A 24,099-nucleotide genomic window follows, 5' to 3' on the forward strand; every position below is an offset into this window, starting at 1 on the left:
GCTAGAGGGGGATGATAAGCATTGCGATGGTTACCACGCTGTCGCGCAATCAAGGAAGCAGGCGTGTCCGAACAAGTCCAAGACGTCCCAGCCCATCAGAAGCATAAGCACGGCTTAGACCTCCTCGACTTTTTTTGCCAAGGCTGGCGGCCCCATGCCCTGATCTTCTTTGTTCTGCTGCTCTGCGCCCTGCCGGGCTTTGTGGCCTTGCAACCGCTCGATCGTGACGAAAGTCGCTTTGTGCAAGCCACGACTCAAATGTTTGAAACGGGTGACTTTATCCGCATCAGCTTTCAGGATGAGCCGCGCAATAAAAAGCCGATTGGCATCCATTGGCTCCAAGCAGCAACGGCAGGGCCTTTAGATGGCGCAAACACCAGGACCATCCAAACTTTCCGCATTCCCTCGCTTTTGGGTGCCGGTCTTGCCGCTTTCTGTGTCTTTCAGATCGGAGCTTTGCTTTATAGCCGACGCATCGGCCTGATCGCGGGGATCGCGATTGCCTGTGGGCTTTTGCTGTCAACCGAAGCCGGAATTGCCAAGACGGATGCGGCCCTCGCAGGCTTTACCGCCTTGGCCTATTTGGGTTTGGCCAAATTGCGGCAGGGGCCAGAGGCAAAGACAAGTTGGGCACCTTGGGCGCTTTGGGTCGGGCTTGGTATGGCGGCCCTGATCAAGGGGCCGATTGGCCCGCTTTTGGTTATCCTATCGGGTTTGATGCTCATCTTGTGGGAGCGCGACTTGGGTTGGGTCAGGCGTGCCCTGCATTGGCCCTCAATGCTGTTGGCGGCGGCCATTGTTTTGCCGTGGTATATCGCGATCTGGCAGGCAACCAATGGCCAATTCTTCTTTGACGCTGTTGGCCAAGACCTGGCCCCCAAGCTTTCGGGGCAATCTGAGAACAAAAGTGTGCCGCCCGGTGCCCATCTTTTGTTATCGCCCATCATCTTTTGGCCGGGCAGTATTTTGATCCCGCTCGCGCTTTGGACGGCGTGGCGCGACCGAAAAGACGGCCGCGTGCGCTATTTATTGGCTTGGCTGGTGCCGGGTTGGCTGATGTTTGAGGCAGCCCCCGCCAAGCTCGCGCACTATACCCTGCCCGTACATGGCGCCGTCTTGTTGTTGGGTGCGGTCGGGCTTTTAAATGGTGGCTGGCAAAAGGCTTGGCTGCGGTGGAGCAGCATCGTGATTTTGGCCTTTGGCACGCTGATTATGGCTGCTTTGCCGCCGGTTTTGGCCGCAGATGTCGCAGAGGGCACGCAGACAATTGCCCTGCAGGCCAGTATCGCTATTGGCGTGGCTGGACTTGCCGCTTTGGGCCTGGTCATCGCCCGGTCCCGCTTTGCGGCGGCAGGATTGATCGGTGCGGCCATGATCGCCAGCCTTGCAATCAAGGGCGTCTTTGTGCCGTCCATTCCACAACTGGATTTAAGCCAAAAAGTGTCTTCCGCCCTTGTGAAGGAAGGCTTGCATCCACGTCTTTCGCCGGGACAACCCGGCCCGCTGATTGGCGCAGGCTATCAGGAACCCAGCCTGATCTTCTTGACCCGTAGCGATTCTGCTTTGTCGAGCGTGGCGGCAGCTGCTGCCGCAGCCAAGCCGGGGGTGGGGATTGTGGTCAATGCGGACCTACAGTTTGAGGCACCGCTGATCGCCGCGCTCGAAGAAAAGGGCTATCGCGTTGAATGGCGCGGGAGCCCAATCGCCGGCCTCAATTACTCAAAGGGCGATGAGGTGACGCTTAAAATCGGGAAAGTGATCCCTAAGCCTGTTGATATTCAGGCGAACGGCCCCCAGCGCTAATTCTGGACGCTTGCGACGCAGGTGGCGCAAATTCGAGATAGGCCTGACGAATATCGGTGGCCAAGTGCAGCAGTTTGGGCAAAAGCTCACCAATCGCGCGCTCATCGCTCAAGGCAGAGCGGATGAAGCGCACGGTAACGGCCGCCAAAACTTCGGGGCCTTCGCCGGAAGTTGGCCGCAGAACCGGCACCGCCAGATTAATCTCCCCGCCAACGGCCTTCGTATCAAACGCATAGCCGCGGGTGCGAATGGTCTCCAACTGGGCCTTAAGCGACGTATGGCCTTGGCGATGCAAACCGATCTCTTCCAAAAGATTCCGCTTGTGCGAGGTCTCAAACGCCTGCATGACTTGCCCGGCACCGGATTCAAACAGATCGGCGTGCGCCCCACTGGTCAAACGATTGAGCGCAAGCGGGCTGGTTCGGTCGGTCGCGGCGCGCAAAGTCAAATCAGAGCCGGTTAAGGTCCAAATGCCGATTGGCCATAAGATTTGCTTGCCGAGCTTGGCAATCAGCGGCCAAGCGCCTTCGCGGATCCAAGCTTCGTTCTGGGCACCTTCGGCGAGATTGGTCACGGCAAGGGTAGGCCGATAACGGTCATCCATTTCATCGCGGATGACAAATCCCCCCTGACAGAGGGTTTCCAAAATTCGGTAGGCCGTCGTTCTAGGGACTCGCGCGCGCTCTGCTACTTCGGTGACGGTCATGCCGTCTTGCCCATTAAGTGCTCGCAGTGCTTCTAGCCCCCGCAATAAGGCGCGAATTGGGCGCACTGGTTCTGAGTGGTCATCTAGCATCAGGTAATCCCTATCTCCGTGTGCGCACTCGATCCCCCACAGAAAAGAATGTGACTATTTTTATGGACACAATCATGCGTCCAAATTTATGGAAGATCAAGCCACTATCGGGTAGGAGGCTGCGTTAAGCGCCTATTTAGACGCGAGTATTCGCCCTAGAATCGCCAGTGTGAGCAAAGGGGCCATCAATAAAACAGCTAAACGTCCGAGAGGTGGACGCGAAAATTTCCAAAAATAATACAGAAAGCTACGTAATTTCGCGATTTCGACCCGCCAAGCGGCAGTTTGGCTGGTTCCGCCGATATGAGTCGCACGCGCCAAAGGGTCAAAAATGACCTTAAAGCCCGCAAGTCCATAGCGATGGCAGAGGTCAATATCCTCCACATGGAGGAAATAGGCCTCGTCAAATCCACCGATTTGCCAAAAGATATCTCGGCGCGTCACCATCAAAGCCCCTGAAACAACAGGGGTTTCTATGGGCTCATCGGGTAGGACTTCGCGGTTTCGATTGAAGTCGCGCCAGATGCCAGCCTGTTCGCCAGGGCGACCGAGGCCAGAAAAGCTGACGCAGGCCGACCAGAGTGACAATGTGCCGCGGCGCCCACCGCGCTGTTCGACGCCATTTTCATCGCGAATATGGCCACCAACGAGGACAGGGACAGGTGAGTCGGCAAGGTCTGCCAAGCGCGCCAAACTTTCACGATCAAGCACACAATCAGGATTTACAAACGCCAGAATGGGCGAGCTTGCCTGTTTCGCGCCCAGATTACAGCCGCGACCAAAGCCAATATTGCCGTGCCCCGTAACCAATTTCAGGCGGGGTTCCGCCGTCTGCCAAGCCAATAAGTCCCGCACAACATCATCGCGATTGCCATTGTCGACCAGAATGACTTCGTCACAACGCGGGCATTCCAACAATCGGGTCAGACACGCGTTCAAGATATCGCCCGTGTGAAACGAGACGACGACGGCGCTGATCGCCGTCTCAGTCGACACGGCGGGCTCGCAAAGTTGAGGCCCAACGGCGCGAATTGCGCAGCATGAAGGAGAAGGCGATCAAAGCAGCAAAGCTGGTCCAAACCCACTCGCGCCAAGCCGAATGGCTAAAGCCCCAATTGAGGGCAAGGAACGTTAACCCGCCGACGAGGGCAGATGCGGCGATCCGATGTCGGCCAAAGACCCGGATCGCGACACCCCCTGCCAAAACAATCGTCACCGAGGCGAGCAAAGCCCCAATCCCGCCGGTCTCCAGCCAGATATGCATGGGCGCTGCATGGGGGTGGAGCTGGATAATGGGCCATTCAAACCCGCCATACATGATCGGCGTATCAAACGTGCTGCCAGCCCCCAACCCCCAACCTGTCAGGGGCTTCTGCGCAATATAGCCAGATGCGGTCTCCCACATTTGCGCCCGTCGCCCATAGGATAAGGGCATTTTGTCCCCGGGCAGCAGCTTGAAGGCGAGATTGGCCAGGGTGGGGTAAATCAAGGGCGCTGCCGCAATCAACGTGGCCGCACCACCGCTAACCAGCGCTAAAGCGGTACGGGGAAAGCTCAATGCAAACACGGCCGCGATGGTGCCCAGAACCATGCCGACCGCATTGATGTCGGTGCCAAATTGTAAGGATACAAAGATCGCGAGCCCAACTAAGGCAAAGCGGATGCGCGCATCCGACATTTGTTGATAGAGGCACGCATAGGCAACCCAAAACAGGGTCAGGGTTGCTGAAGCTGCGCGCCCCATATCGCCCGCAATCTCCAAAGGCTCTTTTTCGGGCGAGGCAAACCGGTTCATCGCATAGTGGCTAATCGCTTCACTGGCTTGGATACCAAGCGATAGAAAGACCCCGGCAATGATTGCACGCTGGGCCAATAGCCGGTCCTCCCCTCGACAGGCACAGACCGCCCAAATACCAATGGGTGCCAAGACACAAACCGCAGCCAGCCTGCGAACTGTCTCTTCCGCCAAAGCCGGGGCCGGCGACCAAAGCGAGGTCGACAATACCCAAAGGGCAAACAAGAATAAGCACAACCAGGTCTCGCCGTGCTTTTTAAGGGCCTTAACAAAGGCCTGATCTAAAGGCTTTCCTTGCGCCGACAGGCCGTAAATCAAGCCCCATAGGCCCGCAATCCCTAAGCTCATCGCCAGACCCGAAACACCGGTACCGGCAAAAAAGCCAAAGGCAATGCCAAAGGCCCCCGCGATTTTTGCGCGAGGGTCCATCCGGCGAACAGAATTGTGGCCTAGGGGGGCAGCACTCAAGCAAGAGTCTCTTTCAGGTCCGGGGGTAAACACTCTGCCGTCAAGATCGCAATTGCTTCATCCAGCGTCATGATCTCTTGGGCTTGGCTGCCAAAGCGACGCAAAGCAACTTTGCCCTCTTCGGCTTCACGACGGCCCACAACGGCCATAACAGGCACTTTGGCGAGGGAATGTTCGCGCACTTTGTAATTGATCTTTTCGTTGCGTAGGTCGGTTTCCACGCGAATACCTGCCTGCTTAAAGCGGGCAGCCACTTCCTGCCCATAAGCATCGGCTTCTGAGGTAATGGTCGCAACCACCGCTTGGACCGGAGCCAGCCAGGTTGGCAGAGCACCGGAATAGTTTTCGATCATAATCCCGATAAAGCGCTCAAACGTGCCGAATACCGCCCGGTGCAACATCACCGGACGATGCTTCTGGCCATCTTCACCAGTGTAAACCGCATCCAGACGTTCAGGCAGCACATAGTCCAATTGGAACGTACCGCACTGCCAGGTCCGGCCGATGGCGTCGGTCAGATGGAACTCGAGCTTCGGCCCATAAAAGGCCCCATCGCCTTCGGCGATGACGAAATCGACACCAACACTGGTCAAGGCATCGGCCAAGGCCTTTTCGGCCTTATCCCACGTCTCGTCACTGCCCGCCCGCTTTTCAGGGCGCGTCGCCAAGCGGTAATGGATATTGGTCAGCCCACAAGCGGTATAAGCGCGATTGAACAAGTTCAAAAAGCGCTTGGTCTCGTCGCCAATCTGATCTTCGCGACAGAAAATGTGCGCATCATCTTGCGTCATCTGGCGAACCCGCATCAGGCCATGCAAAGCGCCATTGGCCTCATTGCGGTGGCAACAGCCAAACTCTGCCATGCGGATCGGCAGGTCGCGATAGCTGCGCTGGTCGGACTTGAAAATCTGGATATGGGCCGGGCAATTCATCGGCTTTAGGGCCAAGAGATCGGCTTCACCAGAGAAAATGGGGGCACCTTCTTCGACAGAAGGGGCTTCATCGGGCACCACGAACATATTCTCGCGGAACTTCTCCCAATGGCCCGATTGCTCCCAGAATTTAGAGGCCAGAAGCTGAGGCGTCTTCACTTCCACATAGCCATCGGCATCGAGTTGGCGGCGGATAAAGGCCTCTAGCGTGCGCCAAATCATATAGCCTTTGGGGTGCCAGAAGACCGAACCTTGCGCCTCTTCTTGGAAATGGAACAGATCAAGCGCCTTGCCGATCTTGCGGTGGTCGCGCTTTTCGGCCTCTTCCAAGCGCATCAAATGATCCGCCAATTGCTTATCGTCGGCCCAAGCCGTGCCATAAATGCGTTGTAGCTGTGGGTTCTTGGGGTCGCCACGCCAATAGGCACCGGCAAGCTTCATCAGCTTAAAGGCTTTGCCCAAGCGGCCGGTAGACGGCAAATGCGGGCCGCGGCATAAATCCTTCCAGCTATCGCCTTGGCGATAGACGGTGATGACCTCCCCCGGGGGGATGATGTCGTCGATGATATTGGCCTTGAAGGTCTCGCCAATCTCATTGAAATGCGCGATGGCCGCATCGCGGTCCATTTCCTCGCGCACGATAGGAAGATCGGCATCGACAATCTCGCGCATGCGCTTTTCAATGGCTTCAAAATCGTCGGTGGAAAATTTTTCTTCGCGGTAGAAGTCGTAATAGAAGCCATCTTCCACCGTGGGCCCGATCGTGACTTGCGTACCGGGGAATAGCTCTTGCACCGCTTGGGCCAGCACATGGGCGGTGTCATGGCGCAGAACTTCCAAGCCATCGGCGCTGTCTCGCGTCACCAGCTCGAACTTGCCGCCATGGTCAAGCGGGCGGCTTAAATCCCACCATTGACCATCGATTTTGGCGGCCACGACTTTCTTGGCAAGCGATTTGGAAATGCCTTCAGCGATGGCCAAAGGCGTAATCTTTGGCTCATAGGGGCGAACGGCACCGTCGGGAAATTCTAAGTGGATCATCGGAGTTACTGCCAGAGTGGTATTTCAAAGAGAAGCTTGATGCGGGGTAGCTTGACTGTTGGGAGGTGCCCCTGTCGCGTCAGGATCGGCCGGGCGGGCGCCCAATTTCCAATCCCCATAACGCCACGGCGTGAAGGCTGAGACCGCCTCACAGGTTATAGGCGCTGGATCATAGCCAGAGCCCCCACCAGGTCGACATCGACAAAGTCGCGCCAGCCCCATCCAAGACCCACGCCAGGCCCCAAATTGACGGACACAATCGGCGGCATAGTCAGAGCATGTCGGCAGATACCGACACTGCTGACCAATCAGCGGCGACAAGGTGACCTTGTAAACGCGCTGCGCGGCCAAAAGCACCCGTGCCGGTACAGAGAGGGTCGTTGGTCTTGCCATGATCATTGCCAGCGGCGTCGGGTGTCTGTGAAAAAGCCAGACGCGCTCTATCCAGTGCCTAATCTCAGGGGGAGGGAGAGAAGTCTTTGTCGAACAGTCAGGCAGGGAGAAAACTTGCCGCAGCGAAGCGCCCTGCCGCGCTTCGCCGGCTTTAGTCAGTAGTCAAATGGGCAACCTGAAGTGCAAACATCATAGGTCTCTTTACCCTGACATGGGGGGCCTTGTCACCACCCCTTGCGTCAGATTTCCCCGGCGGCAGTTTGATGGGCAAGGGCACGATCGACAGCTTCAACCGCGGCGTCAAATGCCAACAGGGCTGAGGTGTGGCGCGGCGCATAATCGCGCACCGCCTCGAGGTAACGTAACTCCCAGAAACGTCCGGTAGGTGCTGGTCCATGCTCTTTCAGCATGGCCTTGAACGCATCGCGTGCGGCCCGGATCTCCTGCGGGCTTGCCCCAACAATGTGACGCATCAAAATGCTGGCACTGGCTTGCCCCAGAGCACAGGCTTTTGGCTCAATCCCTGCTGCCGAGACCTGACCATCCTGCAGACACACATCCACCTCAATCTCTGACCCGCATAAGCGCGAGACGCGATGAGATCGCCCATCGGGGCTTGCTAGCAGTCCGACAAGGGGAATATCGGCCGCAAGCTCTAACACGCGCGCAGAATAAAGATCTTGGCTCATCGTGCTAACATAGGGATTTGTTGAAGGGTTAAAAGGCCGTCCGTGTGTGGGATGTGCGGCAGGCAGAGCCTGCGCCTCTGCCTTCTAGATAGAAAAGCCTTGAACGATGGTATCCCGGACGGCGCAGCCGATCCGGGATACCCTTACGCAAAGTCCCCCAAGGTCCCCGCCCGCAGCTCACGCTTCGGCGGGGATGACGGGGGGAGATGTTGACGGCCTTACTTCGTTTCAATCCGGCTCGAGGAGATGCCCTTTTGCTTCAAGAAGGCCTGTACGCTGTCAGGGCCGCTTAAATGGCCGGCACCCACGGCGACAAAGACGGTACCGGGCTTAGCCATCCGGGCGGCGATCCAATCGGCCCAACGCTGGTTGCGATCGGCCAAGATGAGTTTGGCAAGTTCAGGCTGGGTACGCAGGCTTGTATTCATCAGATCGCCCAGCTTGTCCGCATTACCGGTCTTCCAAGCGTCGACCATGTCGGTCAGCATGGTTGTGGCTTGGTCCCAGTCTTCAATGGTTGAGACCAGCATCGCCTTTTGTTGGGCATCGGTCAGATTGGCGAAGAAGCCAACTTGTTCGGCACCGGTTTCAAAGCCTTCCACGGGCTTGTTTGCTGCACGGGCCAAGCTATCCAGCGTCTTGTCCACCCCCTGGTTGGGGTCCAGGCCAAGCTTTTGATAGAGGCTGAGTGACAGAATAAGGCTGGCCATCCAAGGCCGCATTTGTTGGATCGCTTGGGGAGGGAAGCCACTTTGGGCGATAATGGAGCTGAGCCCTGTCTTCTGGGCTTCGGTCAAGCCATCAAAAAGCGTCTTTCCGGCTGGCAATTGGCCCTTTGTGGCCATCAGATTGGCGATGACGGGGCCTTCGGCTTCCAGATTTGCGATCTCTAAGCGCAAGGTGTCGGAACTTTCAAAGGCGGCTTTTACCTTGCCATGGTTCCAGTCCACGTCAGGGGCCATCAGATGGAAGGTTCCGAACAGATAGATGGTGGTATCGCTGTCCTTCACCACCCACAGGGCTGGGGTAGCTTTTTGGCTGGCAGGTGCCGCCGCAGGTGCTTTGGCCGGTTGGGCCATCGCCATCGGGGCTTGAAACAGAGCAATGCCCAAAGCCGACGCGGCGACCAGGAGAGTCTTCTTTATCATCATATTCCTCATGTAGGTTAAAGTGAGAGGGGAGGTGAAACAGGGTTTGGTGCGGGCTGGCTTCAGGCACTATTTGCGCTTCAGCCACATCTGGGCCCAAATTGCGAAATAGCTCGCAAGAAGGATCACCATGGCCACGCCCATGCCCGCAGCAAAGGCGTGTGTTTTGGTGCCCAGCAGGTTTTCTAAGCTGGGGAGTTGAAAGTCCGGAAAGCCGACGAGAGCGGTAACCGGGACAAAGCAGATCGAAATGGTGATGACAGAGCCCCAATAATAAGCGACTTCATGGGTGTGGCGGGCCAGCTCATCGAGAAGATTGGTATAGTGGATGGTCGCTGCCACACCTACGATCACGGCGAGACATAAAAGCCCGACAAAAAGGGCTGTCGGTCCGTTTCCAGCGCTGAATGGGATGAAGAAACCAACCACCGCGCCAACAAGCAGGGAACCGCCGATGTAGAAATTGAGCTTGGTCTGCCGCGACCATTTTGTCTTATGAGGGGAAGGAGATTGTTCGTTCATGGATTGTCCTCGAAGATCGCTTCGATCGGCAGGCCAAACAGGCGCGCAATTTTGAAGGCTAGGGGCAAAGAGGGGTCGTATTTCCCGGTCTCCAAGGCATTGATCGTCTGGCGGGAAACGTCGAGTGCGTCGGCGAGATCAGATTGCGACCAATCCCGCTCCGCACGGAGGACTTTGAGACGGTTTTTCATGCGTCTTCTGGTTCCTCCATGGTGAGCATGTTGGGGTCGCGGATTCCCGAGACAATGCCGTACACGACAAGATAGACCGACTGATAGATGACAAGCCAATCAAAGCCCGAAATGCCTTCGATAAGCCCAAGCTTTGCTGCGCCCATTTCGACACAAACGCCCAGGAGAACAACAAAGGCGGATAAAGCACTGGCTTCTACCCAAATCGCACGGAAGAATTCGTCAAAGCTGATCCATACGCGATAGGCACACCATCCCATCAAACAGACCCCAATAACGATCAGGCTCTGGAACATGATGGGTTGGCTGAGCCCCACTTTGGGAAAGGCGTCGAGGAACACAAGGACCCCAAATGCCAGACTATAGCCCACATAAAAGAGGGCGAGTGAGGAGAAGGCCCGGCGTGAGCTTGGGTTATCGCCCAAGCCTCCCGTTAAAATCCGATTGCGCGCAATCTTCTTATTCACGGTCGCCAAGCCAAATAGGCCCGCACTGATCAGATAGATGATCAAAAGGAGCACACCGATGAAGCTACTGAGTGAGGGGGCAAACCCAATTTCTGCCAAGAAGAAGCCGACCCGGCCTTCTTCAAACTCACGGACCCAGCCACCCACAAAATAGCCGAAAATGCCGCCAGCAAATGCAATTCCCATTACGCTAAGAAGGAATTTCCCTAAGCTTTTGGTACGAGATTTTTGAGGTACGACATCTGTCATGTCAGGTTTCCTTGCTATTATGACAAGGACACTTGTCACACATTGGCAAAGTTTTGTCAAGCACCCTTGTCAAAAAGACAGGAGTGCTTGTCAGTGCGTTGAATCTAGAGGCTTATGCGAGCACGCGCTTCAGCGCATCAGCCCAGCCGCTGAGGCGGGTTTGGCGGATGTTTGCAGCCATGGCGGGGTTAAAGCGCTCAACTTGGCCGCGCATGATGGCTGCTTCTTCGAGCGAGCCATAAAGCCCACAGCCGACGCCTGCGAGCATGGCGGCACCCAAGGCCGTTGTCTCGATAAAGTGGGGGCGCTCCACATCAATGGCGAGGATATCGGCCAGATCTTGTGCCATCCAATCGTTAGCAACCATGCCGCCATCAATGCGCACTTCGGCCCAATCGGCCCCATCGGCGGCAAAGGCGGTCTTCAGGTCATAGGTCTGATGGGCCATGGCTTCGAGGGCTGCGCGAACGACATGGGCCTTCTTGGCCGAGAAGCTGAGGCCATGGATCGCGCCGCGCGCATGGGGTTGCCAATGGGGGGCGCCAAGGCCCGAGAGGGCAGGGACGAGATAGACCCCGCCATTGTCTGTTACGCTGCGGGCAAGGCCTTCGGAGTCTGAAGCCCGTTCGAGTAGGCCCAAATCATCGCGCAGCCATTGCATCAGGCTTCCGGCAACAAAGACGGAGCCTTCCAAGGCATAATGGCGCACACCGTCTAATTGCCATGCGATGGTGGCCAGCAAGCGGTTCTTGGATTGGGGCAGGGTTCGCCCGGTCTGGGTCAGTACAAAGGCCCCCGTGCCAAAAGTTGCCTTGGTCTGGCCGGGTTGCAGGCAAGCTTGGCCGATGGTGGCGGCTTGTTGGTCGCCGGCCATGCCCGAAATGGCAATCGCGCCGCCGAACAGCTCTGGCAAAGTCTGGCCTAAGGGTCCGGCGCAATCGACAATCTGGGGCAGAATGGCGCGCGGCACCCCGAACAGGTCACACAAGCCATCATCCCAGCCCGCACTGCCAATCGCCATCAGCGCGGTGCGCGAGGCATTGGTGGCATCAGAAATATGGGCCCCACCTGTCAAGCGATAGACGAGATAGCTTTCAATCGTGCCAACTGCCAGCTTGTCACCCGCCGCCTTGAGCTGCGGCCAATGGCTCAAAGCCCAGCCGATCTTGGAGCCAGAGAAATAGGGGTCGAGCAAGAGGCCTGTCTTTGCCTGCACAATCGCCTCTTGGCCTTGGTCCTTCAGGGCCTGACACATGTCGGCGGTACGTCGGTCTTGCCACACAATGGCGGGGGCCAAAGGCTTGCCCGTTGTCTTGTCCCAAAACACGATGGTCTCGCGCTGATTGGTGATGCCAATGCCCGCAATCGCCGAAGCCCCACCGGCCTTGGTCACCATTTCTTGGGCGCAGGCGAGTGTTAGGGTCCAAATCTCTTCCGCATCATGCTCGACCAGACCGGGGGCAGGATAATGCTGGGTCAAGGGCCTTTGTGCGCTGCCAAGACAGGTGCCATCGGCTGCAAACAGCATCACGCGGGTTGAGGTGGTGCCTTCATCAATAACAAGGATCTTGCCGCTCATGGTTCTTGTGCCTTCATCGCGCGTCCCTTGGCGCTAAAGATAAACACGGCCTTATTGCCAAACACAAAGCGATTGACGCTCAAGGCGGTGATGACGGAGGTGATCAGCACGATCAACATCACGTCGATATAGTGCAGCCAGTAAAGGCCAATGTGCTGATAAAAGGTCTCGCCGGGGAATAGGGTATCGGGCTTGTAAAGCACGAAATTATGGAAGCCATAGAGCAAGAAGCCAAAGATCAGGCCTGCTATTGCGGCCCGTGCATCGACATTGCGGAACAAGAGCCCTGCGATAAAGGCCGACAGGATCGGCATAGAGAAGAGGCCGTTCAGCTCTTGCAACAGATTGATGATGCTCTTGGCATTTTGGAAGACAGGTACAAGCGCAATGGAGGTAACGGTCAGCACAGCCGACGCCATGGCGGCCAAGCGCCAATGGTTCTTCACCGCACCAATGAACTTCTCATGGAAGTCGATGGAATAAAGCGCCACACTGGAATTGAGGATCGCACTGGTATGCGCGATCACGGCCGCGGCCATCATGGCGGCAAACGCACCCGACATCCACGACGGCAAGACATGGGCAACCAGCTTGCCATAAGCCGCATCCCCCACACTGCCAAACAGCTTATAAGCAACCACGCCGGGGATCACCACAATGGCGGGGATAATCAGGATTCGCACCGCAGCGGCCGCCAAAACCCCCTTCTGCGCCTCTTGGACGGTCGGGGCCGTCATCGCCTTTTGCGTGATATTCTGATTGGTCGACCAATAGAAGATTTGGATGAACAACATGCCGGTAAACAACGTATGGAACGGGATGGGCGATGTGAAAGAGCCGATCATCGAGATACGCTCCTCAGGCACACCTGAAACAATGTCAAAATTCACGGCTGCAAGCGCCAAGATCACAACCAAGAAGGCAATCGCCAGAACGCCAATGCCGGAATAGGTGTCCATCACCGCCACAGCCCGAAGGCCGCCTGTGATCGTATAAATGGCAGCAATAATGGCCATGGGTGCGGCAAACCACAAAAGCGACCAGTCCACCCCGAACATGGATTGCAGGAATAAACTGCCGCTATAGAGCGCCGCGGGCAGATAGATTAGCACATTGCCGATCAGGAATAGCGCCGAAATGACGGTGCGAATGCTGCCGCCCTTATAACGCTTCTCCAACAGCTCGGTCACCGTGGTGCAATTGTTTCGATAGTAGATGGGCACAAAGACGAAGGCCAAAATCAAGAGGCCAAAGAAGCCGCAAATCTCCCACCAAGCCAGCAACAACATCTGGTTGCCATTCATGCCCACCAATTGTTCGGTCGAAAGATTGGTTAAAGTAATGGCCCCAGCCACGAACAACCAAGAAAGACCACCGCCTGCCAGAAAGACTTCTCGCGTTGTCCCGCCATCCTTCTGCCGGTCCTTGTGACCTGCACCGGCACCATGCACTTTCCAATAGGTCAGGAGGGCGATTAGGGCGGTTAGCCCGAAGAAAATGCCGATTTGTAACGCCGACGCGCTGTCTTGAAACATGGCATTTCCCCCTTGCCTTTTCTTTAGGCGCAGACACTAGTAAGCCCTTGGGCCTGAGGCAAGCTTCGGAAATGGAAAATAAAAGCGGGCTTTCTCAGCGCAACAGAATAGACCTAGAATTGGGAACGACATCATTATGGAAAATCTGATCCTGCATGGCGGTGGGGCAAGTCTGGTTGTGGCGGTAAAGCCCTTATCTCCTCCCGCAATTTTGCATTGGGGAACAGGCTTGCCGGATGATGTGGACCCGAAGGTCCTCAAGGCACTCGCCAGCCATCAGGGCGGACCCGGCAGTTCTGATGTGTTTGTCGATGCGTCGCTGGCGATGGAGGCGGGCCTCGGCCTGCTTGGCCCATCCGGCATTGTCGTGCACCGCGCGGGAAAAGATTGGGGTAGCCGGTTTGTCGTGACAGAGGCCACACAAGCGGGCGACACGATCCATATTGCGTGCCGTGACGACCACACGCAGGTCGGTTTGACCTATGACCTGCGGCTCGACGCCGTCACGGGCGTTTTGACCATCCAGTCTGCCCTCACAAATCTGGGCGAGGGGCCATTAGAGGTCAGTGAATGTGCCACAGCGGTGCTGCCCATCGCCAATCACATGACCGATCTGATCGGCTTTACTGGTCGCTGGGCTTTGGAGTTTCAGCGCGAACGGGTGAAGCGCTTTGCGGGTACTTATCTACGCGAAAGCCGTCGGGGTCGCACCTCGCACGATGGCCTGCCCGCTCTCATTTTGTGCGGCGACACCACAGATGAAGTGCAAGGGGAGGCCTATGGCCTGCATCTGGGCTGGAGTGGCAATCATCGCATGCGGGTGGATAGTCTGCATGACGGGCGGGTCTTTGCGGGGCTTGGCGCGCTGTTAGGCCCCGGTGAAATCCGGCTGAAGCAGGGCGAAACCTTCCACGCGCCCACCATCCACGCCGCCTATAGCCGCGAAGGTCTCTCCGACCTCAGCCAGCGCTTCCACGCCCATGTCCGCAGTCAAATCTTGCGGGCCGAGACGCGCGCCAAAGTCCGCCCGGTCCATTATAATACGTGGGAAGCCGTCTTTTTTGACCATGACCTTGATCGCCTCAAAGCCATTGCCGACCGCGCCGCGGCGGTGGGGGTAGAGCGTTTTGTGCTGGATGATGGGTGGTTTGGCTCCCGCCGCGATGACACCTCCGGGCTTGGCGATTGGTATGTTTCAGCCGACGTCTATCCGGAAGGCTTAAAGCCCCTGATTGATTATGTGACGGGCCTCGGCATGGAGATGGGGATTTGGTTTGAGCCTGAGATGGTCAATCCTGATTCAGACCTGTATCGCGCCCATCCCGATTGGGTGTTGGGCCTTTCCCATGTGGAGCAAGTGCCGTTTCGCAACCAAGTGGTATTGGATATTTCCCGGCCCGAAGTCTCCGACTATTTGTTTGAGCGCATCGACGCGATTTTGCGCGACCATGCCATTGGCTATGTCAAATGGGATATGAACCGGGACATCAGCCATCCTGGCGACCATCAGGGCTATCAACGCTCGCATGCCCAAGTCCAAGCGCTTTATGCCTTGCTCGAACGGTTACGGATGGCCCATCCGCAGGTGGAGTTTGAATCCTGTGCCTCAGGCGGCGCGCGGGCTGATTACGGCGTGCTCAGCTATACCGACCGGATTTGGACATCCGATAGCAATGACGCCTTGGACCGCCAAGATATCCAGCGCGGGGCAAGCTTTTTCTTCCCGTTGGAAGTGTTGGGTGCCCATGTTGGCCCCCGCCGCTGTCACATTACGGGCCGCACCTTGTCCATGGCGATGCGGGCAGGGACCGCCATGATTGGCCATATGGGTCTTGAGCTCAATTTGTTGGAAGAATCCGACACGGAACTTGCGATCCTGAAAGAGGCCATTGCGTGCCATAAGGCCCATCGAGAGCTGCTGCATACTGGCAATCTGGTGCGCCTGAAGACCTCTGACGAGTTGTTGGGCATGGGCGTCATCGCGCAAGATCAAACCGAAGCGCTTTATTCCATCGCGATTATGCGCAGCCAAGTTCAACGCCTTTTGCCGCGCGTTCTATTCCATGGCCTTGACCCGGACATGAGCTATCTCGTGAAACTTGTCTGGCCGACAAAATTCCGTTCGTGGTCGGCGGGCTCCTCCGTGGAGGCATTGGATCTTACGGGGGCAGGTCACGTGATGACTGGGCGGCTGTTGCAAGAGGTTGGCATGGGCCTGCCTCTGACCGCGCCAGAGCAAGTCTTGATGTTCCATCTGCGCGCGCACACGCCAGATTGATCGCTTAACGGTATCTGGCCCTTTCCCCTTAGGGCCTGTCAGGCTATGTCGACCCCATGACTCCCCGTGAAAACATCCGCAATTTCTCCATCGTTGCCCATATCGACCATGGCAAGTCCACCTTGTCTGACCGCCTGATCCAATTGACGGGCGGCCTCACCCAGCGTGAGATGAAGGAACAAGTGCTCGACAGCATGGATATTGAGCGCGAGCGCGGCATCACGATCAAGGCGCAAACCGTGCGGCTTGAGTTCCGGCGTGAGGGTCAAGACTATATTCTGAACCTGATCGACACCCCGGGCCATGTAGACTTTGCCTATGAGGTCTCGCGCTCTTTGGCCGCCTGCGAGGGCGCTTTGTTGGTCGTCGATGCCAGCCAAGGTGTGGAGGCGCAGACCCTAGCCAATGTCTATCAGGCGATTGATGCCGATCTGGAGATCGTGCCAGTCCTCAACAAAATCGACCTTCCCGCCGCAGAGCCTGATCGGGTGAAAGCCCAGATCGAAGAAGTGATCGGCATTGATGCATCAGAATCTGTAATGATCTCGGCTAAAACCGGTCTTGGCATTGAGGATGTGTTGGAAGCCATCATCACCCGCTTGCCACCGCCTAAGACGGGCGACCGCGATGCGCCGCTAAAAGCGCTTCTGATGGACGCCTATTACGACCAATATTTGGGCGTGGTGGTTTTGGTTCGCATCATTGATGGCGTGATGAAAAAGGGCATGAAGGTCCGCATGATGGCGACCGGGGCGAATTATAGCCTCGACCGTGTCGGCGTATTTAAGCCCAAGATCACCGAGGTGGATGAGTTGGGGCCAGGTGAAATCGGCTTCTTGACCGCCTCGATCAAGGAAGTGGCCGATGCCGCGGTGGGCGACACCATCACCGAAGAACGTCGCCAAACCACCAGCATGCTGCCGGGCTTTAAGCCAGCCCAGCCAGTGGTGTTCTGCGGCCTTTTCCCCGTCGATGCCGCTGACTTTGAAGATTTGCGCGCCGCGATGGGAAGGCTTCGTTTGAATGACGCCAGCTTCTCGTTTGAAATGGAAACCAGCGCCGCGCTTGGCTTTGGCTTCCGCTGTGGCTTCTTGGGCCTCTTGCATTTGGAGATCATTCAAGAGCGTTTGAGCCGCGAATTTAATCTTGATCTGATCGCAACGGCCCCCTCGGTGGTTTATGAAATCAAGATGAAGAATGGCGAGACGTTGCATCTGCACAATCCCGCCGACATGCCCGATGTGATGGCGATTGAGGCGATTGAAGAGCCTTGGATCAAGGCCACGATCCTGACCCCAGACGAATATCTGGGTGGCATTATGAAGCTGTGCCAAGACCGCCGCGGCAATCAGCGTGAGCTGACCTATGTCGGCACGCGTGCCATGCTGGTCTATGAGTTGCCGCTAAACGAAGTGGTGTTTGACTTCTATGATCGCCTAAAGAGTATCTCGAAGGGCTATGCGTCCTTCGACTATACGATTGAAGGCTATAAGGCTGGCAATCTGGTCAAAATGTCGATCCTGGTGAATGAAGAGCCAGTTGATGCGCTTTCCATGCTGGTCCATGCAGGGCGCGCCGAAATGCGCGGTCGGTCTATGTGCGAAAAGCTGAAGGATTTGATCCCGCAGCATCTGTTCAAAATCCCCATTCAAGCCGCCATTGGTGGCCGCGTGATTGCGCGGGAAACCATCTCGGCCATGCGCAAGGATGTGACGGCGAAATGCTATGGCGGCGACGCCAGTCGCAAACGCAAACTGCTCGACAAGCAGAAGGCTGGTAAGAAGCGCATGCGCCAATTCGGCAGCGTCGATATCCCGCAAGAAGCCTTCATCGCCGCCTTGAAAATGGACGCCGACTAAGCTTGGTTTGGCTTCTTCAAGACGCCGCTCGCCAATACTGGGATCAGATAAAGCAGCAAAAAGCCAGTATTGGACAGCGCATTGCCCGGCGTGTTCAGCGCAACTGAAATGCTGCTATCGACCACCCACCAAACCAGAATGGCCCCGGTCATCGGTCGCCACAGCGAGAGCTGAGGGTGCTTCAAAGCTGTTTGCACCAAAGTGAGCAGGGTCAGCGCCCAACCCATCATCACCGCGCCCAGAATGGCTGCCGTCAGGCGCAGGCTTTCATGCCAGCCACTTTGCCCGTCTAAGGGCCAATAGATCACATCATAAAACAGGCGGACCGCCGCGTCGGTTTGCGGCCATGCACTGCCCGTAAAGACAAGGCCCAATGCCAGAACCAGATAGCACCAGCCGATCACCCATCGCCGCCAGAGACTTGCCATCATCTATCCTCCCTCTCCAAGTCTGAGGCAGACTAAAGGAAACGCGGCTTCAGCTTCAATTACGCGCGACGTTATCTTGTCTGCGCGAGACGGTGGCATTCGCAAACCAATCCAGCAATGATGCACATCTGGGTAACAGGGTTTGGCTGCGGCTTTTTTGCGATGAGGCGCGCCCCCTTTGGGCCCATTTATGAGGGACGGAAACATGCGCGTGCTGGTCACAGGAGCCGCCGGCTTTATTGGGTTTCATACTGCCGTTGCCCTGTTGCGGCGTGGCGATGATGTCGTCGGCTTTGATGTGGTCAATGATTATTATGATCCTGCGCTTAAAGAAGCCCGCTTGGCGCTGTTAGAACAAGTGGCGGCCCAGGCAGCAGGTAGCTTCAGCTTCATCCGCGCAGACCTTGCCGATGCCGCAGCCGTTGACGCCTGTTTTGCAGACCATGCTTTTGACCGGGTCATCCATTTGGCTGCACAAGCTGGTGTGCGCTATTCGCTTGATAATCCGCGCGCCTATGTGGCTTCCAACATCGTCGGCTTTACCCACATCCTCGAGGCCTGCCGGGCCCACAAAATCGCACATTTGACCTATGCCAGCACATCTAGTGTCTATGGTGGCAATACACATATGCCCTTTGTTGAGACCAATGGTGCCGACCATCCGCTACAATTTTATGCGGCAACCAAGCGCGCAAACGAGCTTATGGCCCATTCCTATAGCCACTTATTCGGATTGCCGACCACGGGTCTGCGCTTCTTTACCGTTTATGGCCCTTGGGGCCGGCCGGATATGTCGCCTTATCTATTCACCAAGGCGATTTTTGCCGGAGAACCTATTCAAGTCTTCAATTACGGCCATCACAGTCGCGACTTCACCTATGTGGACGATATTGTTGAAGGCGTGGTCCGTACCAGCGATCTGATCGCCACACCCAACCCAAACTGGAACAGCGACGCCCCAGACCCATCGTCCTCGTCAGCCCCGTTTCGCATTTATAACATCGGGAATAATAATCCGGTTGTTTTGGCCGACTATATCGCCGCCATCGAACAGGCCGTGGGCAAGAAGGCCATCTTGCAAATGTTACCGCTGCAACCCGGCGATGTACCCGATACTTCCGCAGATGTTACTGCACTTGTTGCCGCAATCGGTTATAAGCCCTCCACACCCATCCAAGTCGGCGTGAAGGCCTTTGTGGATTGGTACCGAGACTATCACGGGCTTTAGGCCCAATCTTTTTCAGCATGAACCTATAGGCCGCAGATGGACGCGCAATTTTCGACCTTGACCCGCATTAAAGACTTCATCGGGCCGCAAGGCTGGACGGAAGATCCTGACCTGATCGCCCCTCATTTGATTGAATGGCGCGACCGCTGGAGTGGTTCTGCGCCGATCCTGCTAATGCCAGCCTCCACCGCAGAGGCGCAAATGATCTTAAGCCAATGCCATGAAACGGGGTTGGCAGTGACGACCCAAGGCGGCAATACGGGCCTGGTTGGTGCGCAAATTCCGCGCGGCGAAGTCCTGATTTCAACCAAGCGCCTGAATGCCATTCGTTCGATCGATCCGGTCGATGATGCTTTGGTCGCAGAGGCGGGCGTTATTTTGACGCAAGTTCAAGACGCCGCACGGCAAATCGGCAAACGCTTTCCCTTAAGTCTGGCGTCAGAAGGTTCTGCCACCATCGGCGGTCTGATCTCGACCAATGCGGGCGGGGTTCATGTGCGCCGCCACGGCATGATGCGCGCCCAAATCTTGGGGTTAGAGGCGGTGCTGCCCAATGGGTCGCTGTATGAAGGCCTATCGGCCCTGCGCAAAGACAATACGGGCTATGACCTCAAGCAATTGTTCATTGGGGCTGAGGGAACCTTGGGTCTTGTCACGGCTGCAACCCTGAAATTGGTTTCCCAACCGCGCTACACGACGGTCGCATTACTCGCTTTGGAAACGCCTGAGCAGGCGGTTGAATTGCTGCACCGGCTCGAGGCAGAAACCGCCGCTGTCGCAGCTTTTGAAGTGATGAATCACTTGGGCGTCTCGCTGGCGCTCAAAAACATTCCCAATGTGCGGGTGCCCTTTAGCGCACCTTCACCATGGCTGGCCTTGGTTGAGTTTGAAGGTCCCAGTGCGGACCTTGTTGAAAAAGTGGAAGAGGCTTTGACCTCCGCGCTGGAAGCGGGCCTCGCCTCGGATGTCGTCGTCGCGCAAAATGAGGCGCAATCAAAATCCTTCTGGTATTTGCGCGAAGAGATGAGCGCGTGTCAAAAGCCAGAAGGTGTGGCGGCCAAGCATGACGTTTCGGTTCCCGTCTCCAAGATTCCCGCTTTCTTGAGATTGGCCGACGCCGCCGCAGAAAAAGTGGCACCGGGCGCGCGCGTGGTCGCCTTTGGCCACTGTAGCGATGGCAATATCCATTATGATGTGATCCAACCCAGTTCGATGTCGGCAGAGGCCTATAAGGCGCTGGTGCCCCAAATGAATGAGGCGATCCATGATGTTGCTATGTCCTTCAATGGCTCAATCTCGGCGGAACATGGCATTGGCATCAGCCGACGCGATGAATTTCTGCGGCGGGAGCCTGACGCCCATCTGACCCTGATGCGCGCCATCAAACAAAGCTTTGATCCCAAAAACATCATGAACCCGCGCGTGCTGCTCTAGTCTTGGCGGACTAAGCTGGGCGCTAAAGAAGGTGGCGCGCCATCCAATCGGCGAAACGCGCTTGCGCATCGGCGGTTTGCTCAGGATTGAAACGGAACGTGGGATTGACGGAGGTTTCTTCGTCAAAGGAATGGGTGGCACCGGGATAGATGAAAGTCTCAACTGTCGCGCCTGAGTGGCGGACTTTATCGGCAGCTTTGAGGGGCAGGTGCGTGCCAGACAGCGTGTCGTTTTCGCCCAGCATCAGATAGGCTGGAATAGGCTTTCGCCATCCCTTGCGCAGGGTTTGGGCACCGAGGCCGCACCAAGGATAGACGAGAAAAGCCGTTGAAAGCCCGGCAAGTGGATCGGCGGGGACGCCTTCTAAATCCGCAAATTCTGCCACTTCCGGGCCAAGGGCTAGTGCATCCATCACGGTCCAGCCGCCATGGCTCCAACCCGCTGCGGCCAGACGTTCGGCTTGCACCCAGTCTTGCCCCCGCGCCCAGTGCATCAGCGCAATCAAATCGCCAGCCCGCTCCCGACCCCAAAGCCGCAGGCCCGTACACACCAAAATCCGCGCTTCGGTAAGGCTGATGTCGCGCGGACGGAAGGAATCCACCACGACGCTGGCGATCCCCTTTGCCGCTGCTGCCTTCGCATAGCCCGGTTGCGGGCCATCATTATCGCCGCATCCATGAAACAGAAAAGCTGTTGGGAATGGGCCTTTGCCCTCTGGTTTGAAAATCTGACAATGGACAAGCAGGCGCCCAGCACGGGCGTCTAATGTCTCGCGGGGGAATTTCTTCATCCGCCCAAGTCCTTCTAGTGCCGGAAATGGCGCATGCCCGTAAACACCATGGTGATGCCCGCTTCATCGGCAGCAGCAATCACTTCATCATCGCGGATCGAGCCACCGGGCTGAATGACGGCCGTGGCACCTGCCTCCACCGCTTGCAACAGACCGTCGGCGAAGGGGAAGAAGGCGTCAGAGGCACAGGCCGAGCCGATGGTGGCTGCTTGGCTCCATCCGGCCGTCTCCGCTGCTTCTACCGCACGAACCGCAGCAATACGGGCCGAATCGCGGCGGTTCATTTGGCCTGCGCCAATACCTGCGGTGACACCGTCCTTCGCATAGACAATCGCATTAGACTTCACATGCTTGGCGACCCGGAAGGCAAACAGCATGTCCGTCAATTCTTGCGGGGTCGGGGCCCGTTTGGTCACGACTTTTAAGTCTGGGGCCATAATCCGTCCGGTATCGCGGTTTTGCACCAAGAAGCCGCCGGCCAAGGTGCGGAAGGTCAGGCCTGGCTGTGTGGGGTCTGGTAGGCCACCAGCCAATAAGAGGCGCAAATTCTTCTTCTTGGCAAAGATGGCTTGGGCATCTTCATCCGCATCAGGCGCAATCACCACTTCGGTAAAGATTTTGACGATCTCTTCAGCCGCAGCCCCATCCAATTTGCGGTTACATGCGACAATGCCACCAAAGGCCGAAACTGGGTCGCAAGCCAAGGCGCGCATATAGGCGTCGGTCAAAGAAGCGCCGATCGCCACACCGCACGGATTGGCGTGCTTGATAATGGCAACAGCGGCTGCTTCACTCGCATCAAACTCCCCGACCAATTCATAAGCGGCATCGGTGTCGTTGAGATTATTGTAGGACAATTCCTTGCCCTGCAGCTGACGGGCGGTGGAGACACCGGGGCGCTTTTCAGTGGTGGCGTAAAAGGCTGCAACTTGGTGGGGATTTTCGCCATAGCGCAGGCTTTGTACCTTGGGCCCGCCAAAAGCCCGCCAATCTGGGGAGGCTTCGCCCACTTGTTCCCCATACCAGCCTGAAATGGCAGCATCATAGGCCGCGGTACGGGCATAGGCCTTGGCGGCCAATTGCTTGCGGGTGAGTTCTTGTGTGCCGCCATGGGCCGACATATCGGCCAAGACCTTCTGCACATCACCAAGGTCGGTTGCCACCGCACACCAGTCGAAATTCTTTGCCCCGGCGCGGATCATAGCAGGCCCACCAATATCGATATTCTCAACGCATGTTTCAAAGTCTGCGCCAGAAGCTAGGGTCGCCTCAAAGGGGTATAGATTGACCCACAACAGATCGATGCCCTCAATGCCATGTTGGGTCATCGCCGCCTCATGCTCGGCCACATGGCGCAGGGCGAGCAAGCCGCCATGCACGGCCGGGTGCAAGGTCTTGACCCGGCCATCCATCATTTCAGGAAAACCGGTCACATCGGCAACATCGATGACGGCCAAACCTGCCGCCGCCAAAGCTTTACTGGTGCCACCGGTTGAAACCAGAACGACCCCTTGGTCGGCCAATTGCTGTGCTGTCTCAATCAGCCCCGTTTTATCGGAAACCGAGATAAGGGCTCGGCGGACGGGACGGATCGTGGACATGGCAAAGGCTCCGGCGGAGGGTGATCACAAAAGGGGTGCGCCCGCTTATAGGCTGCGAATCGGCCCGTGGCGACAGGCTGGACTCAGCCCTTGGCAAGGGTGGGTTTGGCTGTCTTTTTGACAGGCTTTTTTGTTGTAGGCTTGGCCTTCTTGGGCGCATCTGCGGGGTTTGGAGTCTTCGTCTTGAACTTGCAAATCTCAGCAATGCCACAGCGCCAGCAGGCAGGCTTGCGCGCGTCACAAACATAGCGACCATGGAGGATCAGCCAATGGTGCGCGCCCTTCTTATACGCATCAGGCGTCACACGTTCCAGCACCGCTTCGACTTGATCAGGGTTCTTCCCCGGGGCGAGACCCGTCCGGTTTGAGACGCGGAAAATATGGGTGTCCACCGCAATCGTCGGCTCGCCAAAGGCTTCGTTGAGAACGACATTAGCCGTTTTGCGGCCAACGCCGGGCAATTCGGTCAAGGCATCCCGGTTCCGGGGCACGTCGCCGCCATATTTTTCAATCAGCAACTCCGACAAGGCGATGACATTCTTCGCTTTATTGCGCCACAGGCCAATGGTTTTGATATAATTGGCGACACCTTCTTCACCCAAGGCGACCATCTTCTCCGGCGTGTCGGCGACGGCAAATAGCCGTTTGGTGGCTTTATTGACGCCGACATCGGTTGCCTGAGCAGACAGTGCGACGGCGACCACCAACGTATAGGGATTGGTATAGTCCAGCTCTGTCTTGGGATCAGGACGCTCTGCCGCCAATTGCGCATAGAGGGCGGCAATCTCGGCAGCTTTTAGTTTGGATTTTGCGACTTTTGCTTTTGTGGCCATGGCCCCGGCATAGCTAATTGCGGCAAGCCCCGCTAGCCCC

20 protein-coding genes and 1 pseudogene are annotated in these 24,099 nt (G+C 56.9%); 5 read left to right on the forward strand and 16 right to left on the reverse strand.

The window, feature by feature from the left end; all coding sequences use genetic code 11:
* The first annotated feature begins 63 nt into the window (after positions 1-63).
* The gene (locus tag IOB61_RS03520; RefSeq protein WP_290812250.1) at positions 64-1,803 is read left to right on the forward strand and encodes a glycosyltransferase family 39 protein; all 1,740 of its coding nucleotides are present in this window, start codon (positions 64-66) and stop codon (positions 1,801-1,803) included.
* Here IOB61_RS03520 and IOB61_RS03525 read toward each other — a convergent pair.
* From IOB61_RS03525 to IOB61_RS03580, 12 genes and pseudogenes are all read right to left on the reverse strand, one after another.
* Positions 1,763-2,599: a helix-turn-helix domain-containing protein gene (locus IOB61_RS03525; protein WP_290812253.1), complete on the reverse strand. Its 837-nt coding sequence runs from the start codon at positions 2,597-2,599 to the stop codon at positions 1,763-1,765. The two genes, IOB61_RS03520 and IOB61_RS03525, sit on opposite strands and share 41 nt — an antisense overlap.
* Positions 2,600-2,731: 132 nt before the next feature.
* The gene (locus IOB61_RS03530; protein WP_290812256.1) at positions 2,732-3,595 is read right to left on the reverse strand and encodes a glycosyltransferase family 2 protein; all 864 of its coding nucleotides are present in this window, start codon (positions 3,593-3,595) and stop codon (positions 2,732-2,734) included.
* Entirely contained in the window at positions 3,585-4,862 is a 1,278-nt protein-coding gene (locus IOB61_RS03535; RefSeq protein WP_290812259.1) for an O-antigen ligase, read from the reverse strand. The genes IOB61_RS03530 and IOB61_RS03535 overlap by 11 nt, the downstream gene beginning before the upstream one ends.
* Positions 4,859-6,835: a threonine--tRNA ligase gene (gene thrS, locus IOB61_RS03540; RefSeq protein ID WP_290812262.1), complete on the reverse strand. Its 1,977-nt coding sequence runs from the start codon at positions 6,833-6,835 to the stop codon at positions 4,859-4,861. Before thrS ends, IOB61_RS03535 begins: the two co-directional genes overlap by 4 nt.
* Before the next feature lie 159 nt (positions 6,836-6,994).
* A pseudogene (gene yidD, locus IOB61_RS03545) lies at positions 6,995-7,228 on the reverse strand (membrane protein insertion efficiency factor YidD); the annotation flags it as partial.
* 239 nt (positions 7,229-7,467) lie between these two features.
* Positions 7,468-7,917, reverse strand: a complete 450-nt coding sequence (locus IOB61_RS03550) for an iron-sulfur cluster assembly scaffold protein (protein WP_290812265.1) — start codon at positions 7,915-7,917, stop codon at positions 7,468-7,470.
* A gap of 218 nt (positions 7,918-8,135) precedes the next feature.
* Positions 8,136-9,065 carry a TraB/GumN family protein gene (locus tag IOB61_RS03555; RefSeq protein ID WP_290812268.1) on the reverse strand — a complete coding sequence of 310 codons (930 nt, stop codon included), beginning with the start codon at positions 9,063-9,065 and terminating at the stop codon, positions 8,136-8,138.
* A gap of 69 nt (positions 9,066-9,134) precedes the next feature.
* Positions 9,135-9,587 (reverse strand): hypothetical protein, encoded by a 453-nt coding sequence (locus IOB61_RS03560; RefSeq protein WP_290812271.1) that lies wholly within the window; start codon positions 9,585-9,587, stop codon positions 9,135-9,137.
* Positions 9,584-9,778: a helix-turn-helix transcriptional regulator gene (locus IOB61_RS03565; RefSeq protein WP_290812273.1), complete on the reverse strand. Its 195-nt coding sequence runs from the start codon at positions 9,776-9,778 to the stop codon at positions 9,584-9,586. The genes IOB61_RS03560 and IOB61_RS03565 overlap by 4 nt, the downstream gene beginning before the upstream one ends.
* Positions 9,775-10,494 (reverse strand): hypothetical protein, encoded by a 720-nt coding sequence (locus IOB61_RS03570; protein WP_290812276.1) that lies wholly within the window; start codon positions 10,492-10,494, stop codon positions 9,775-9,777. The genes IOB61_RS03565 and IOB61_RS03570 overlap by 4 nt, the downstream gene beginning before the upstream one ends.
* A gap of 112 nt (positions 10,495-10,606) precedes the next feature.
* The gene (locus tag IOB61_RS03575) at positions 10,607-12,073 is read right to left on the reverse strand and encodes a glycerol kinase (protein WP_290812279.1); all 1,467 of its coding nucleotides are present in this window, start codon (positions 12,071-12,073) and stop codon (positions 10,607-10,609) included.
* A complete protein-coding gene (locus IOB61_RS03580; RefSeq protein WP_290812282.1) occupies positions 12,070-13,608 on the reverse strand; it encodes a sodium/solute symporter in 1,539 nt (512 codons plus the stop codon). The genes IOB61_RS03575 and IOB61_RS03580 overlap by 4 nt, the downstream gene beginning before the upstream one ends.
* 136 nt (positions 13,609-13,744) lie before the next feature.
* Between IOB61_RS03580 and IOB61_RS03585 the strand changes: the two genes are divergently transcribed.
* Positions 13,745-15,886 carry an alpha-galactosidase gene (locus tag IOB61_RS03585; protein ID WP_290812285.1) on the forward strand — a complete coding sequence of 714 codons (2,142 nt, stop codon included), beginning with the start codon at positions 13,745-13,747 and terminating at the stop codon, positions 15,884-15,886.
* A gap of 56 nt (positions 15,887-15,942) precedes the next feature.
* Positions 15,943-17,745: a translation elongation factor 4 gene (lepA, locus tag IOB61_RS03590; RefSeq protein WP_290812288.1), complete on the forward strand. Its 1,803-nt coding sequence runs from the start codon at positions 15,943-15,945 to the stop codon at positions 17,743-17,745.
* Here lepA and IOB61_RS03595 read toward each other — a convergent pair.
* On the reverse strand, positions 17,742-18,176 hold the full coding sequence (locus IOB61_RS03595) for a hypothetical protein (protein WP_290812291.1): 435 nt from the start codon (positions 18,174-18,176) through the stop codon (positions 17,742-17,744). The two genes, lepA and IOB61_RS03595, sit on opposite strands and share 4 nt — an antisense overlap.
* 202 nt (positions 18,177-18,378) lie before the next feature.
* Here IOB61_RS03595 and IOB61_RS03600 point away from each other — a divergent pair, with 202 nt between their 5' ends.
* Together IOB61_RS03600 and IOB61_RS03605 are read left to right on the forward strand one after the other, a co-directional pair.
* The gene (locus tag IOB61_RS03600; RefSeq protein WP_290812294.1) at positions 18,379-19,401 is read left to right on the forward strand and encodes an NAD-dependent epimerase; all 1,023 of its coding nucleotides are present in this window, start codon (positions 18,379-18,381) and stop codon (positions 19,399-19,401) included.
* A 36-nt stretch (positions 19,402-19,437) separates the two neighbouring features.
* Entirely contained in the window at positions 19,438-20,835 is a 1,398-nt protein-coding gene (locus IOB61_RS03605; RefSeq protein WP_290812297.1) for an FAD-binding oxidoreductase, read from the forward strand.
* Positions 20,836-20,857: 22 nt separating this feature from the next.
* On the opposite strand, the gene IOB61_RS03610 is transcribed toward IOB61_RS03605, so the two are convergent.
* From IOB61_RS03610 to nth, 3 genes are all read right to left on the reverse strand, one after another.
* Positions 20,858-21,625: a prolyl oligopeptidase family serine peptidase gene (locus tag IOB61_RS03610; RefSeq protein ID WP_290812300.1), complete on the reverse strand. Its 768-nt coding sequence runs from the start codon at positions 21,623-21,625 to the stop codon at positions 20,858-20,860.
* 14 nt (positions 21,626-21,639) lie between these two features.
* A complete protein-coding gene (gene purH, locus IOB61_RS03615) occupies positions 21,640-23,226 on the reverse strand; it encodes a bifunctional phosphoribosylaminoimidazolecarboxamide formyltransferase/IMP cyclohydrolase (protein WP_290812303.1) in 1,587 nt (528 codons plus the stop codon).
* A gap of 83 nt (positions 23,227-23,309) precedes the next feature.
* A complete protein-coding gene (gene nth, locus IOB61_RS03620) occupies positions 23,310-24,059 on the reverse strand; it encodes an endonuclease III (protein ID WP_290812306.1) in 750 nt (249 codons plus the stop codon).
* Positions 24,060-24,099: the final 40 nt, after the last annotated feature.

The organism is Aquidulcibacter sp. (genome assembly GCF_020253525.1).
In the GTDB taxonomy this organism is placed as follows: domain Bacteria; phylum Pseudomonadota; class Alphaproteobacteria; order Caulobacterales; family Aquidulcibacteraceae; genus Aquidulcibacter.

Coding starts and splice junctions, on each gene's coding strand:
- IOB61_RS03570 (WP_290812276.1), bottom strand. CDS start 10,494: ATGACAGATGTCGTACCTCAAAAATCTCGTACCAAAAGCTTAGGGAAA.
- IOB61_RS03585 (WP_290812285.1), top strand. CDS start 13,745: ATGGAAAATCTGATCCTGCATGGCGGTGGGGCAAGTCTGGTTGTGGCG.
- nth (WP_290812306.1), bottom strand. CDS start 24,059: ATGGCCACAAAAGCAAAAGTCGCAAAATCCAAACTAAAAGCTGCCGAG.
- IOB61_RS03550 (WP_290812265.1), bottom strand. CDS start 7,917: ATGAGCCAAGATCTTTATTCTGCGCGCGTGTTAGAGCTTGCGGCCGAT.
- lepA (WP_290812288.1), top strand. CDS start 15,943: ATGACTCCCCGTGAAAACATCCGCAATTTCTCCATCGTTGCCCATATC.
- IOB61_RS03565 (WP_290812273.1), bottom strand. CDS start 9,778: ATGAAAAACCGTCTCAAAGTCCTCCGTGCGGAGCGGGATTGGTCGCAA.
- IOB61_RS03555 (WP_290812268.1), bottom strand. CDS start 9,065: ATGATAAAGAAGACTCTCCTGGTCGCCGCGTCGGCTTTGGGCATTGCT.
- purH (WP_290812303.1), bottom strand. CDS start 23,226: ATGTCCACGATCCGTCCCGTCCGCCGAGCCCTTATCTCGGTTTCCGAT.
- IOB61_RS03610 (WP_290812300.1), bottom strand. CDS start 21,625: ATGAAGAAATTCCCCCGCGAGACATTAGACGCCCGTGCTGGGCGCCTG.
- IOB61_RS03600 (WP_290812294.1), top strand. CDS start 18,379: ATGCGCGTGCTGGTCACAGGAGCCGCCGGCTTTATTGGGTTTCATACT.
- thrS (WP_290812262.1), bottom strand. CDS start 6,835: ATGATCCACTTAGAATTTCCCGACGGTGCCGTTCGCCCCTATGAGCCA.
- IOB61_RS03605 (WP_290812297.1), top strand. CDS start 19,438: ATGGACGCGCAATTTTCGACCTTGACCCGCATTAAAGACTTCATCGGG.
- IOB61_RS03575 (WP_290812279.1), bottom strand. CDS start 12,073: ATGAGCGGCAAGATCCTTGTTATTGATGAAGGCACCACCTCAACCCGC.
- IOB61_RS03595 (WP_290812291.1), bottom strand. CDS start 18,176: ATGATGGCAAGTCTCTGGCGGCGATGGGTGATCGGCTGGTGCTATCTG.
- IOB61_RS03580 (WP_290812282.1), bottom strand. CDS start 13,608: ATGTTTCAAGACAGCGCGTCGGCGTTACAAATCGGCATTTTCTTCGGG.
- IOB61_RS03560 (WP_290812271.1), bottom strand. CDS start 9,587: ATGAACGAACAATCTCCTTCCCCTCATAAGACAAAATGGTCGCGGCAG.
- IOB61_RS03525 (WP_290812253.1), bottom strand. CDS start 2,599: ATGCTAGATGACCACTCAGAACCAGTGCGCCCAATTCGCGCCTTATTG.